Raw genomic sequence first — 12,500 nt, 5'->3', positions numbered from 1 at the left:
CACGCCGCTTCATGGGCGCGAGCCCGTTTCCGGATCAGCCCTTGAACGGCTGCTTCCAGGCGTTTTCGTAGGCGATCTCGCCTACCGCCGAACGCGTGCGCTCAGCCTTTTCTCGATCACGCAGCACCGGCTCGAGCTTCTCGGCTTCGCCGTAATGACCGATCGAGATGATCGCGAGCGGCTCCACGTCGTTCGGCAGCGCGAATTCGGTGCGGAACGCCTGGACGTCGAAGCCGCTCATCTGGTGCGCGGCGAGACCGAGCGCGTGCGCCTGGAGCACGAGCGACATTGCCGCGGCGCCCGCATCATACTGCGCCGTGCGGTTGACTTCGCCCTTCGCGGTAAGCGTTTGCGCCGTCACGGCGATCAGCACCGGCGCTGGCGCATTCCACTGCTGATTGAACGGCACGAGCGTCGCGAACGCGCGCTTGAACGCGGCTTCGTCGGCGCTGCGGTCGAACACGATGAAGCGCCACGGTTGCAGGTTGTAGCCCGAAGGCGCCCAGCGCGCCGCCTCGATCACCGCGTGCAGCGCCTCGCGGCTCACCGGCTCGCTCGAATAGGCGCGCGGGCTCCAGCGTCCGGCGATGAGTTCGTGAATGGGCACGGCTGTCGGTGCGGGTTTGTGCTTCGTCATGCCTTGTGTGTCCTTGGGTTGGAGGGCGGCTTGCCCCCGGGGGTCACTAGGATAACCGCAGCGCGTGAAATACGCTCAAGCGTAACGGGCGGCGCCTGCGCGCCGCCGGGCGGCGGACGCCGATGTCGATCCGGTGCCTCGAGGTGGCGCGACAATGCGCGAGCAAGCCTTACGCCGCCTGCACCCCCACTGCGCGCGCCCCGCGATTGATCCGCAGCACGAGGAACGACGCCACGAGGCACAAGCCACCCGAGATCATCGACGCCACCGTATAGGTGCCGAGGCTCGAGCGCAGCAGCCCCGCGCCGAATGCCGCGAACGCCGCGCCGAGCTGATGGCCCGCCACGACCCAGCCGAACACGATCGGCGCGCGCTCCTTGCCGTAGACATCGGTGGCGAGGCGCACAGTCGGCGGCACGGTCGCGATCCAGTCGAGGCCGTAGAACACGGCGAAGATCGGCAGCCCGAAAAAGTCGATGCCGAACGCATGCGGCAGATAAATGAGCGAAAGGCCGCGCAGTCCGTAGTACCAGAACAGCAGCACGCGGCTATTGAACCGGTCCGAGAGCCATCCCGAGAGCGTCGTGCCGAACAGGTCGAAAATGCCCATCGTCGCGAGCAGCGAGGCGCCCTGCACTTCGGACATGCCGTAGTCGCCGCACATGGCGATGAGGTGCGTGCCCACATAGCCGTTGGTGCTCGCGCCGCAAATGAAGAAGCTGAAAAAAAGCAGCCAGAAGTCGCGCGTACGGCTTGCCGAGAAGAGCGCGCCGAAGGCGATCTTCAGCGGATTCTGCTGCGGCGCGGCCGGCGCGACCGGTGTCTCATCATCCTCGCCGAACGGACGCAGATTCACGCTCGCGGGGCGCTCGGGCAACAGGAACAGCACGAGCGGCAGCACCACGGCCGCGGCCGCCGCGACCACGAGCACGACGGGCTGCCAGCCGTACTTCTGCGCGATCGCGGCGAGAAACGGCAGGAACACGAGCTGACCCGTGGCCGAACTCGCGGTGAGGATGCCCATGGCGAGGCCGCGGTGCGTGGCAAACCAGCGCGTGACGACCGTGGCCGAGAGCGAGAGCGCGGCCACGCCGGTCGCGCCGCCCACCATCACGCCCCAGATCAGGATCATTTGCCACGGGTGCGTCATCAGCGCGGAAAGCGCCACGCCCGCCGCCATGGTGCCGAGCGCCGCGAGCAGCGTGGGCCGCACGCCGAAGCGCTGCATGGCGGCGGCCGCGAACGGTCCCATCAACCCGTAAAGCGCGATGTTCACCGAGATGGCGAGCGAGATCGTCGCGCGGCTCCAGCCGAACTGGTGCTCGAGAGGCACCATCATCACGCTCGGCGTCGCACGCGTGCCGGCCGCCGCCAGCAGCACGAAAAACACCACGGCCACGACGAGCCATCCGTAGTGGAAACGCCCGGCTATCCGCCTCGCTGCCCAGTTCATTCGTGCTCCTGTCACGCCGCGGCATGAATCGATGCGCGCGCCGGTTCGTCGATTGGTTCGTTGGTGTGACCCTGGTGTGACCCACATGGCTGCGGCGATCCGCCCTCGCCCGATTGTTACCGCTCGGTCACAAGTGTGTTGCGATAGTAGTTACCGCTCGGTAACATGTCAAGCTGTCACCCTGATCGCGAGATGCCTTCATGAAACACGATGGCCACGAGGAATCGACTTCCGCCGCCGCGCGGACGAGCCGCCCGCGTGCGCAGACGGCCGGCGCACGCGCGCAGGAGCACCTGCTGCTCGCCGCCGACGAACTGTTCTACCGCGAGGGCGTGCGCGCGGTCGGCGTCGAGGCCGTGGTCGAGCGTGCCGGCGTCAACAAGATGAGCCTGTACCGCCAGTTTTCGTCGAAGGACGATCTCGTCGTCGCGTATCTGCAACGCTGCGACGTGCGCTTTTTCGAACGCTTCGACGCAAGTCTCGCGAAGCATCCGGGCGAACCGGTGAAGCAACTGATGCAGTATTTCGAGGACCTCGCGCGCCGCGCTTCTGCGCCCGGTTATCGCGGCTGCCCGTTCGTGAACGTCGCGACCGAATTTCCAGACGCCACGCATCCCGCGCGGCGCAGCGTCGACGAGAACAAGTCGAAGCTCATGGCGCGGCTCACCGCGCTCGCGCAGGAAGCGGGCGCCGCGCATCCCGTCGCGCTCGCCGAGGAACTGGCGCTGCTCGTGGAAGGCGTCTATGCCGCGAGCCAGACTTACGGGCCCGGCTGCGGCCCGATCCTCGCGGCGCCGCGCATGGCAAAGCGGTTGATCGAGGCAGCATGTTCTGGCCGGTAGTCGCCGGTAAAATCACACGATGACCGATACCGCTGCCCCGTCCCCCGTCGAAGCGACGCGCCACTGGCTCACGCGCGCCGTGATCGGCCTGAACCTGTGCCCGTTCGCGAAGAGCGTGCACGTGAAGAACCAGATTCGCTACGTGATCTGCGAGGCGACCGATCTCGAAGGCGTTCTCGCCGATCTCGAACGCGAGCTGCAAACGCTCGCCCAAACCGACGCCGCCGAAATCGACACGACGCTCCTGATCCTGCCCCATGCGCTCGCGGATTTCGCCGACTTCAACGACGCGACGTGGTTTGCCGAGCGGCTCGTAAAGCAGTTGCGGCTGGAAGGCACGCTGCAGGTCGCGAGCTTTCACCCGCAGTTCCAGTTCGAGGGCACGCAGCCCGACGACATCGAGAACTACACGAACCGCGCGCCGTATCCGATCCTGCACCTGCTGCGCGAGGCGAGCATCGAGCGCGCCGTCGATGCATTCCCGGACGCCGCCGACATCTACGAACGCAATCAGGAAACGCTGCGCAAGCTCGGCTTCGAAGGCTGGCGCGACTGGATGAGCAAGCGCGGCTGACGCTGCGCCGCACTCGGCCGCTGCATTCGGCGCAGATCAGCCTTCGGTTGCCGGCTCGGCGGCCGCCTCGCCCTCGTCGGCGAAAAAGCGCTCGCGCAGGTCCGCGAGCCCGAAGGTATCGAGAATTTCGTTGAGCCGCGCCGCTGGACGGCGCCGCGGCAAATCCTTGTACTGGGCGATGATGAGTTCGTTCTTCATCGAGTGCTCCCAGCCCACCAGTTCCGTCACGCTTACCTGATAGCCGTGCGCCTCGAGTTGCAGGCAGCGCAGCACGTTCGTGATCTGGCTCCCGAATTCCCGCGTATGCAGCGGATGGCGCCAGATTTCGGTCAGCGCCTGACCGAGCGACTTGCCCTTGTTCCGGCGCAGCACGCCCGCCACCTCGGCCTGGCAGCACGGTACGACAACGATGTAGCGCGCGTGCTTCTTGAGCGCGAAGCGGATGGCGTCGTCGGTAGCGGTGTCGCAGGCGTGCAGCGCGGTCACGATATCGACGTCCGCCGGTAGTTGCGACGAGGCAATCGAATCGGCCACGGAAAGGTTCAGGAAAGACATCCCGCCAAAGCCCAGACGTTTGGCCAGATCCTGCGAATGCTGCACGAGTTCGTCGCGCGTTTCGATGCCGTAGATGTGTGACCTGTCGCGCTGATCCTTGAAGAACAGGTCGTAGAGAATGAAACCGAGATAGGACTTGCCCGCACCGTGATCGACAAGGGTCACGTCGCGGCCATCCTGCTTGAGTTCCTTGAGCAGCGGCTCGATGAACTGGAACAGGTGATAGACCTGCTTCAGCTTGCGGCGGCTGTCCTGGTTCATCTTGCCGTCGCGCGTCAGGATGTGGAGTTCCTTCAGGAGCTCGACGGACTGGTTCGGGCGGATTTCGTAAGTCTTGCTGGACATCGGCGTGGTCGGATGAAGGGTGCCGGAAGTCGCGAAACGTGCGACAGGCGACAGAAGGGAGGCAGTATTTCCGTCATTTTACGAAAAAAGCTGCTCCAGGCGGCCGAACCCAGAAGAGCCGCTGGAGTCGTAATAGCGTCCAGCACGCTGACCCACGTGCGGACACGAGGGGGTTGAGAAGAGACACGAGGATTTTCGTCCCCGATGCCCAAAAAAGGACCAAAACGTAGCGCGCCGGCCGGCAACGTATCGGAAGGCGCGCATTGGGAGGTCGCACCGGGAGTGCCGGTTGCGATAAATCAGGCTGGCGCAGCCCCCGCTGCGCGAAGAGCGCACGACGCTGTACGGCCTTGCATGGGGCATGCAATGAATACGATTCCTGACGGAAACGCAGAGCAAAAATTCCAGGAACTGCTTACGAAACTCCTCAAGATTCCCGACTGGACGGAAAAGCAGCAACTGGAACTGGAAATGGCGCGCGATATCTCGGTGGAAATGCTGCGGGTCGCGGAAAGCATGCGCGACGGCCCCTCGGATCTCGAGACCTGCCTGATTCTGCTGAAGTACGCAAAGGTGCTCGATTTCGTGATGTCGGCGCTGGCGGCGCGCCGCGATATCAAACCGCAGACACTGCGCGTGATATTCAAGCTCGCGGGCCTGAAGGTCGACGAGGCCTATCCGGGATGAACGCGATATAACCCCGCCGCGACCCGAACCCCGCCGTGCCGCCCAGCGTGGCAAGCTCGCCAGCGGCAGAGGTTCGCCTCCCGACACAGAGGGACCGCCAACACGGAGAACCCGCCGGCGGCCCGCCTTCTTCTTTAGGTCTGCGCGCTCCCGCGCGCGACTCACTCCGCCCGGACCTTCAGCCGCCATAGCGACGTCACTTCGGCCGCGCGCGCACGATAGAGCGGATCGTTCGGGTCCGAAGCTTTCGGGTGCCGCGGGCGAATATCCTCGCGCCCCACGACTTCGAGTCCTGCCTGCACGATCAACTCGACAAGCGATTCGCGCGTGCGCAAGCCAAGATGCTCCGCGAAATCGGAGAGGATCAGCCAGCCCTCGCCGCCCGGCTCGAGATGGTCCTCGAGGCCGCCGAGAAAGCCGCGCAGCATGCGGCTGTCCGGATCGAACACGGCGTACTCGATAGGCGACGCCGGCCTCGCCGGCACCCATGGTGGATTGCAGACCACGAGCGGCGCGCGCCCCGGCGGGAAAAGATCGGCTTCGACCACCTCGACCTGCGCGGCGTAGCCGAGACGCGCGACATTCTCGCGCGCGCAAGCGAGCGCACGGGCGTCCTGGTCGGTGGCCACCACATGCTTCACGCCTCGCGAGGCGAGCACGGCAGCCAGCACGCCGGTACCCGTGCCGATGTCGAAGGCCTTTTCGAGCGTGGGCAGCGCCGTACGCGCGACGAGGTCGACATACTCGCCTCGCACCGGCGAGAACACGCCGTAGTACGGATGAATGCGCGCCCCTCCGAGCGCCGCGATTTCGACGCCCTTCTTGCGCCATTCGTGCGCGCCGACGAGCCCCAGGATTTCGCGCAGCGACACCGCCGAAGCCTCGCCATCAGGCTCGCCCCACGCCTCTTTGCAGGCAAGCCGCACGTCCGGCGCGCGACGCAGGTTGATGCCGTAGTCGCCCTCTAGCGGAATCAGCACCATGCCGAGCGTGCGCGCCCGTTGCGCCTGCGCCTGGCGGTGCAGATGAAAGGCCTCGAGCGGTGAAGCAGGCGCCTTGGGTGGCAAGGCCTTGCGCGGCTTGCGCTCCGCGCGGCGCGCCATGGCCTGCAGCAATTGGCGCGCGTTCTGATAGTCGCCGTGCCACAGGAGCGCGGTGCCTTCGCAGGCGAGACGGTATGCCGCGTCGGCGGTCGTGCGGTCGTCGGCGATGACCACGCGCTTCGGCGCGGGCACGCCGGCCTCGGAGCGCCAGCGCACCGTGCGCGGGCCATCCGTGTCGGGCCAGGTGAGAGTGGGATGTTCGGTCATAGGTCGAATATGCGATGCGGCGGGCCATGAGTACCCGGCCCGCCGGTTGGCGCCGGGGGCGCCTTGTGCGGCGCCATCATATAGCAGAGCGATGCAGCGGGTCCCGCCGCGTTGTCTTTGCAGCGATCATCGCTCAGCCGGGCGGGCGCGTCGACCCGTCCAGACGGCATAGGACAGACCGCACGTGGGCGGCAGTAAAATGTGCGCCGAGCGCGACCGCCATCACGAGACCATGCCTGAACCAATCCAGCCGACCCGCCGCCTGCGCAAACCGCGCGCGCGCCATGCCGGCGCCGGTCTCGACGAAGCGTTCTACGCCGAACTGCTGCACGTCGTGGGTGTGGAGGAGCGTGTGGCGGGCACGAGGCGCAGCGTCGTGCGACGCGCGCCGCACAACCGCTTGCGCGGCTCGCTCATCGAGCTTGCACTGGCGCGCCTTGCGACACCCGAGCCGGAAGCGTCGAGCCATCCGGATACGTGCGGCCGGGAAGCCGGGCACTTCGAACTCGCGCTGCGGCTTTGCATCGCGTGGATCAGCCGGCTCGTTTTTCTCAAGGTGCTCGAAACGCGTCTGCTGACGCTGCATGACGGCGATCCGGCCTATGCCTTTCTCAACGCGCGGCACATCCGCACGTTTCGCGACCTCGATGCGCTATGCGACGCCATACTCGGCGCCGGCGACGAAGCGGGCTTCGCGCACCTTCCCCGCTTCGACGGCTCGCTCTTCCTGGCCCTCGGTCTCGACCGAAGCCTGCTCGACATGCGCGCGCTCGACGGAAATGTGCCATTGCCGCTTTTCGGCGCAACGGTACTCACGCAATCGGGCGGCGAATTGCACGTGCTCGCGTATCTGCTCGATTTTCTCGCGGCTTTCGAATTCCCGGCCGGCCTCGTCGCGCAACACGCGACCACCACGAGCCGGCGTTGTCTCGACACTTCCGCGCTCGGCCTCGTCTTCGAGAAGCTCAACGGCTACCGCGACGGCGCGTGGTACACGCCGGGCAGCGTCGCGATACAACTCGCGCGACCGGCAATTGCCCAGGCTGCGCTGAATCGCTTCAATCGCATGAAAGGCTGGCGTTGCACGAGCATCGATCAGCTATCCGAATTAATCCGCGACCGGGATGAAGCACGCGCGGCGCTCGACTCGCTGCGCGTCTGCGATCCCGCCGTGGGATCGGGGCATCTGCTCGTCTGCGCGCTCAACGAGCTCGTCGCGTTGCGCGCACGCCTTGGCTTGCTGAACGCCGCCGATAGCGAAGCGCTCCGCGGATATCGCATCAGCGTCATCGCGGACCGGCTTTGCGTCACGCACGCGAACGGCGAGCCGCTCACGCGCGAGCGCGATGGCGACAACGTTCGCAAGATCGAAGCCGCGCTGTTTCGCGTGAAGCGCGGCATCGTCGAACGTTCGCTGTTCGGCGTCGATATCGACGCGGATTCCGTCGGCATGGCGCGTTTGCGGCTATGGATCGAACTGCTCGAATATGCGGATTTCCCCGCTTCTCTGCCGAACCTCGAAACCAACCTCAAGCGGGGTAACGCGGCGATCAGCCGTTTCCGCTTCGACGCGCCGCTGCGCGACGCCGCGCCACTCGTCGCCGACTATCGCGCGAGCGCGGCGAGACTGCGCGCATCGGCAACGCAGGCGGCACGGCTCGCCGAAGTCCCGCGGCTCGCGCGCTTGCGCGAAGCGTTGCTCGAACGCCTCGCAGACAGCGACGCCGCCTCGCCCCCAGACGCGCACGAACACGCACGCGCGGCGGCGTTCGAATGGCGCATCGAGTTCGCAGACCTGCTTACCGGCGACGGCGATTTCGAGCGGTTCGACGCCGTCATCGCGAATCCGCCCTATATCGATTCCGAACGCATGCTCAACGAAGGCCAGCGTGCGCTGCGCCAGCAGCTTGCGCACCGGTGGCCTGGCGCACGAGGCAATTGGGATCTGTACATCGTGTTCATGGAACTCGGCCTCGCGCTGCTCAGGCCTGGCGGCGCGATGGCGTATCTCACGCCCGACAAGTGGCTCTCGAAGCCCTTCGGCAACGCGTTCCGTGCGCGGCATCTCGGCAAGATCGAGCGCATCGTCGCGCTTGGACGGGACGTGTTCGAGCAGGCGCGTGTGGATTCGATCGTCACGCTTTATCGCGAGTCGGGTACGGACGTCATCTCGACGGCGCGCATCGAAGGCGAAACGCTCATTGAGCTTGCGCACACGGACAAACGCGCGCTCGATGCGCCATGGCCGCTAGACGCGCTGCTCTCGCCCCACCACGCGTTCGTGCAGCGCCTCGCGCGCGCGCACCCGACGCTCGGCTCGCTGCTGCCCTGCGAAAACGCCTGTGCGACTGCGGACGCGTACCGGCTCGCGCCGCTCATCGAAGAAGCCGAAGGCCGTTTCAGCGCTGGGCGCCACTATCGCGTGGCGAATACCGGCACGCTCGACCGCTACGTTTCGCGCTGGGGCAGCAAGCCGATGACCTATCTCAAGCGCCGCTACGACGAACCGGTGGTCGATCGCGAGCGTTTCGCATCGACATTCACAAACGGATACCGCGCGAAAGCCAACGCCAGGAAAGTGATCGTGAAAGGCCTCACGCGGCTCGACGCGACACTCGATCTCGCCGGCGATACGATCCCCGGCAAGACCACGCTGATCCTGCGCTCGAACGACGAGAACCTGCTGAAATTCGCGGCCGCGCTGCTCAACTGCCCGCTCTCGGTCTTCGTGATCCGCGCGAAGTTCGGTGCGTCGAGCTACAACGGCGGCGTCGCGTTCACGAGGGCGATGATCGACACGTTGCCCATGCCCGGCGATGCATCGGTACGCGACGAGGTCGCGGCACATGTGAACCGGCTGCTGCTGTTGGCGCGGCCGGGCGGCGGCGAACCGCAACTGGCTGAAATCGCGCGCGAGATCGATCGGGCCCTGTACGCCGCATTTGGCTTGTCGGCACAGGAGATCGCCCTCGTGGAAGGGCTCTGACCGGGCAGCCGTGCGACGGCATCGAGGGGAGTCGGGCAGGCTGACTCAAATTCACGGAGAGCAGACAGCATGGAATGGCCCCGATTCTTCAGTACGTCCGACGAAAGCAGCGTGCTGCGGCTGTCGATCGCCGCGACGTTGCTGATCGCCGTCGTTGGCCTGCTATTCGGCCTTGTTTCCGGCTCGTTTTCGATCGTGTTCGACGGCGTATATTCGCTCGTCGATGCAAGCATGAGCGCCCTCGCGCTTGCGGTCGTGCGCCTGATCACTTCATACGCGGTCAACGTCGACCTGCCGCGCAAATGGCGCGAGCGCTTCACGATGGGCTTCTGGCATCTGGAGCCCATGGTGCTGGGGCTCAACGGCACGCTGCTGGTCGGCGTGGCTGTCTACGCGCTGATCAACGGCGTGACCAGCCTGCTTTCGGGCGGCCACGAGCTGCACTTCGGTGCCGCGCTGGTTTATGCCGCGCTCACGGTGAGCGCCTGCGTGGCGATGGCTGTGGTCGAATCGCGAGCGAATCGCCGGATTCGCTCGGATTTCGTTCGCCTCGACATCAAGTCGTGGATCATGTCGGCGGGCATCACCGCCGCCCTTTTGATCGCCTTCAGCGCCGGCTACGCGATTCAGGGAACGCGGTGGGAGCGCCTGACGCCTTACGTCGATCCGGCGGCGCTCGTGCTGGTGTGCGCCGCCATCATTCCGATACCGCTCACTGAAATCCGCCAGGCCCTGCTGGACGTCCTGCTCGTCGCGCCCCCGGACCTCAAGCAACATGTCGATGCCGTCGCGGCGGGTTTCGTCGAGCGCTACGCGTTCCAGTACTACCGCGCTTATGTCGCGAAAGTCGGCCGCTCCCGCGAGATCGAGCTGTATTTCGTCGTGCCGCCCGACATGCCGCCCAAGCGCATCGCCGAGTGGGATGCGATCCGCGACGAAATTGGCCGGGCCATCGGCGGAGACGAGCCGCACCGCTGGCTCACGATCATGTTCACGAGCGATCCGCAATGGGCGGAGTGAGTGCCCGGCTTGATGCTCGACGTGAATGGCCGCCGTGAATACACCGCCGTGAATACAAAAGAGAGTGGGCCCGGAAAGCACAAGGGGTTACGTGAAATTCACGTAACTCATTGATTTTATTGGCGTGGCTGCAGAACCTTGTCCGCCCGACAAGGGCGAGCCAGTCGAGCGGAAGCACGGTGTCAACTGGAACGCCTATAAGTATCAGAATCGTATTACGGGACGTCCATTCGATGAGGTAGCTTGTAGGTGGAGCGAGGAATGGAATTGGCTTGGCCGCGACATTGACGGATTCCAGAGGGTGAATGCTTGTTGCAGGAAACCAAGGGAAACTATGATCAGTTTCTTGATGAGGATGATGAGCTTTTCGGGCATGTCCGCGAGCGCCCCTAGCCGCGGTCGGGCGGCTTCGAGCAGCGGATTCCGGTCAAGCCGGATTTTTGCCAGTCGCTCGGCATCCGGCTCTCCGGGCGGAATCGAAGAGACCGGATCAGGGCGGGCAGGTTCACCGGAGGTGCGGGGCACTTTCGGCGCGGGAGGGGGCAGCTTGCGCGGTTCCGCGCCGGGCTCATAGGGGACGTCGCTCATTCAGATTTTCGTTTGGGCGGCATTCCGCGACGCACAGCGCCTTCGCATCGTCTGTCGTCAACGGAGTGGCAATGCCGAAGGGGCTAGCGGAAATTTCACACGGTCGGGCCCGCGCCGGGCACGATGAGCGTCGCGCCACAACTGGTGCTACTGCCGTGATGGGCAACCTGACGGCCGTTGATCGTGGGCATCGAGCCAGACGTGATGACGCCGGGACCTTGCATGGGGCACACGGTCTGATCGCCCACGCAGGCGGCGAGGCGCCCATCAATCATCGCACCGGGAGCACACGAAACAACGACACCGCCGTGGGTCGTCGGAGTACCTAGAGTTGCAATCGGATTTGGCATGTGGGAGCTTCCCTACGCATTGGGCTTTGGTTTTCGGAAAGAGCCTTGTTGCTTGTTCGTGAGCAATGCTGAGAACTTCTTGGTTGATGTCTAGGTCATCGAATTTTTTGTATTGCATCCCACACATTGCCTGGAATATTGTTTTTCCAAATCAACCCCAAGGCAGATTTCAATTCACTGTTTGATTTAACGGAAATTTTTATGTTATCAATCAGTGCCTCGCCATGCTTCGAGAGCAACGTCTCCAGCGGGCCAGCAGCCAGATTTGCAAGCGCGAATTCCGAGCCGTCCTTCTTTGCAATATGTTCAATAATAACTAACGCTTTGCTTGCGTCCTCGTCAATTAGGTCATCGAGCGTCATGTGTGCCCAGAAATTTTTCTCATAATCCATGGAATTCGGACTTGCATATTGCAATGCAAGCCAAGACTTAACAAGATTATCTTCATCATGAGTTGGCACACTGAAACTCCTATAAAAACCAAAATTCTCGCATTTCTATGCTTGCCTCCGAATGGAGGCAAGCACTAATAGTTTAGCTTTGGCTTTATGGAATAGGGATCAGATCCCGCGGCGGGAAAACTCTAGAGCCCTCGGAAATTATCAAATACAAGACCAAAGCACCGCCGGACAAACCGATGATTTGACTCATCTTCTGCATGAATCCTCCAGATTGCGTCGCTGGCTCTGATGCAGGCTTAGAGCGGCTAACACAACCTGGACGTGAAGCCATGAAAGCCATATCCTGGCGGTATGGCCAGACGAAAAATCAGTAACGAGTTATGGGCAGCGCTTGAGCCGCTGATTCCGGTGTTCACGCCGTCGCCCAAAGGAGGCCGCCGCCGGACGGTGGACGACCGCGCAGCATTGAACGGCATCCTGTATGTCCTGCAAACAGGTATTCCATGGGAATACTTGCCGAAAGGATTGGGCTTCGGCAGCGGGATGACCTGCTGGCGAAGACTACGCGACTGGCAAGCCGCAGGCGTGTGGGAGAAGCTGCATCGGGCGATGCTTCGCCGCTTGCGTGAGCATGACCAGATTGATTGGGAACGGGCGAGTCTTGATGCCGCCAGTGTTTCCAGCCCCCGGGGGGCCAGGAAACCGGCCCCAACCCGACAGACCGGGGCAAGCTCGGGTCGAAACGGCACATC

At 64.1% G+C, this 12,500-nt stretch carries 11 protein-coding genes and 2 pseudogenes; 7 read left to right on the top strand and 6 right to left on the bottom strand.

The features are described 5' to 3' along the window. Nucleotides 1-34: 34 nt before the first annotated feature. Together BLU17_RS29620 and BLU17_RS29615 are read right to left on the bottom strand one after the other, a co-directional pair. Nucleotides 35-637 carry a nitroreductase family protein gene (locus BLU17_RS29620; RefSeq protein WP_092005473.1) on the bottom strand — a complete coding sequence of 201 codons (603 nt, stop codon included), beginning with the start codon at nt 635-637 and terminating at the stop codon, nt 35-37. A gap of 169 nt (nt 638-806) precedes the next feature. Next, the gene (locus tag BLU17_RS29615) at nt 807-2,090 is read right to left on the bottom strand and encodes an MFS transporter (RefSeq protein ID WP_092005470.1); all 1,284 of its coding nucleotides are present in this window, start codon (nt 2,088-2,090) and stop codon (nt 807-809) included. A 200-nt stretch (nt 2,091-2,290) separates the two neighbouring features. On the opposite strand from BLU17_RS29615, the gene BLU17_RS29610 reads away from it, so the two are divergent. Further along, nucleotides 2,291-2,932, top strand: coding sequence for a TetR/AcrR family transcriptional regulator (locus tag BLU17_RS29610; protein ID WP_092005467.1), 642 nt, complete (start codon nt 2,291-2,293; stop codon nt 2,930-2,932). 19 nt (nt 2,933-2,951) lie between these two features. Further along, nucleotides 2,952-3,506: a DUF1415 domain-containing protein gene (locus tag BLU17_RS29605; RefSeq protein ID WP_092005464.1), complete on the top strand. Its 555-nt coding sequence runs from the start codon at nt 2,952-2,954 to the stop codon at nt 3,504-3,506. A 36-nt stretch (nt 3,507-3,542) separates the two neighbouring features. On the opposite strand, the gene BLU17_RS29600 is transcribed toward BLU17_RS29605, so the two are convergent. After that, entirely contained in the window at nt 3,543-4,406 is an 864-nt protein-coding gene (locus BLU17_RS29600) for a class I SAM-dependent methyltransferase (RefSeq protein WP_092005461.1), read from the bottom strand. 366 nt (nt 4,407-4,772) lie between these two features. On the opposite strand from BLU17_RS29600, the gene BLU17_RS29595 reads away from it, so the two are divergent. Then, on the top strand, nt 4,773-5,093 hold the full coding sequence (locus tag BLU17_RS29595; RefSeq protein WP_092005458.1) for a DNA-binding protein: 321 nt from the start codon (nt 4,773-4,775) through the stop codon (nt 5,091-5,093). Between the two features lie 161 nt (nt 5,094-5,254). Here the strand turns inward: BLU17_RS29595 and BLU17_RS29590 are convergent, their stop codons facing one another. Then, the gene (locus BLU17_RS29590; protein ID WP_092005455.1) at nt 5,255-6,403 is read right to left on the bottom strand and encodes a methyltransferase; all 1,149 of its coding nucleotides are present in this window, start codon (nt 6,401-6,403) and stop codon (nt 5,255-5,257) included. Nucleotides 6,404-6,635: 232 nt separating this feature from the next. Here BLU17_RS29590 and BLU17_RS29585 point away from each other — a divergent pair, with 232 nt between their 5' ends. The 3 genes and pseudogenes from BLU17_RS29585 to BLU17_RS29575 all read left to right on the top strand — a co-directional run. Further along, nucleotides 6,636-9,389: a type IIG restriction enzyme/methyltransferase gene (locus BLU17_RS29585; protein WP_143189380.1), complete on the top strand. Its 2,754-nt coding sequence runs from the start codon at nt 6,636-6,638 to the stop codon at nt 9,387-9,389. A 69-nt stretch (nt 9,390-9,458) separates the two neighbouring features. Further along, nucleotides 9,459-10,409 (top strand): cation diffusion facilitator family transporter, encoded by a 951-nt coding sequence (locus tag BLU17_RS29580; protein ID WP_092005448.1) that lies wholly within the window; start codon nt 9,459-9,461, stop codon nt 10,407-10,409. A 169-nt stretch (nt 10,410-10,578) separates the two neighbouring features. Beyond that, nucleotides 10,579-10,760, top strand: a pseudogene (locus BLU17_RS29575) (Tox-REase-5 domain-containing protein); the annotation flags it as partial. Between the two features lie 332 nt (nt 10,761-11,092). On the opposite strand, the gene BLU17_RS29570 reads toward BLU17_RS29575, so the two are convergent. Further along, complete coding sequence (locus tag BLU17_RS29570; RefSeq protein ID WP_092005444.1) at nt 11,093-11,347, bottom strand: PAAR domain-containing protein; 255 nt, start codon at nt 11,345-11,347, stop codon at nt 11,093-11,095. Nucleotides 11,348-11,442: 95 nt separating this feature from the next. Beyond that, complete coding sequence (locus BLU17_RS29565) at nt 11,443-11,808, bottom strand: DUF6869 domain-containing protein (protein ID WP_143189379.1); 366 nt, start codon at nt 11,806-11,808, stop codon at nt 11,443-11,445. A gap of 291 nt (nt 11,809-12,099) precedes the next feature. On the opposite strand from BLU17_RS29565, the pseudogene BLU17_RS29555 reads away from it, so the two are divergent. After that, nucleotides 12,100-12,500, top strand: a pseudogene (locus BLU17_RS29555) (IS5 family transposase); the annotation flags it as partial.

The sequence above is a fragment of the Paraburkholderia lycopersici genome (assembly GCF_900096975.1).
In the GTDB taxonomy this organism is placed as follows: Bacteria; Pseudomonadota; Gammaproteobacteria; order Burkholderiales; family Burkholderiaceae; genus Paraburkholderia; species Paraburkholderia lycopersici.
The sequence above is the reverse complement of the archived record's forward strand: the minus strand, read 5'-3'. Positions and strand labels throughout refer to the sequence as shown.

Coding starts and splice junctions, on each gene's coding strand:
- BLU17_RS29600 (WP_092005461.1), bottom strand. CDS start 4,406: ATGTCCAGCAAGACTTACGAAATCCGCCCGAACCAGTCCGTCGAGCTC.
- BLU17_RS29570 (WP_092005444.1), bottom strand. CDS start 11,347: ATGCCAAATCCGATTGCAACTCTAGGTACTCCGACGACCCACGGCGGT.
- BLU17_RS29585 (WP_143189380.1), top strand. CDS start 6,636: ATGCCTGAACCAATCCAGCCGACCCGCCGCCTGCGCAAACCGCGCGCG.
- BLU17_RS29615 (WP_092005470.1), bottom strand. CDS start 2,090: ATGAACTGGGCAGCGAGGCGGATAGCCGGGCGTTTCCACTACGGATGG.
- BLU17_RS29595 (WP_092005458.1), top strand. CDS start 4,773: ATGAATACGATTCCTGACGGAAACGCAGAGCAAAAATTCCAGGAACTG.
- BLU17_RS29610 (WP_092005467.1), top strand. CDS start 2,291: ATGAAACACGATGGCCACGAGGAATCGACTTCCGCCGCCGCGCGGACG.
- BLU17_RS29605 (WP_092005464.1), top strand. CDS start 2,952: ATGACCGATACCGCTGCCCCGTCCCCCGTCGAAGCGACGCGCCACTGG.
- BLU17_RS29620 (WP_092005473.1), bottom strand. CDS start 637: ATGACGAAGCACAAACCCGCACCGACAGCCGTGCCCATTCACGAACTC.
- BLU17_RS29580 (WP_092005448.1), top strand. CDS start 9,459: ATGGAATGGCCCCGATTCTTCAGTACGTCCGACGAAAGCAGCGTGCTG.
- BLU17_RS29590 (WP_092005455.1), bottom strand. CDS start 6,403: ATGACCGAACATCCCACTCTCACCTGGCCCGACACGGATGGCCCGCGC.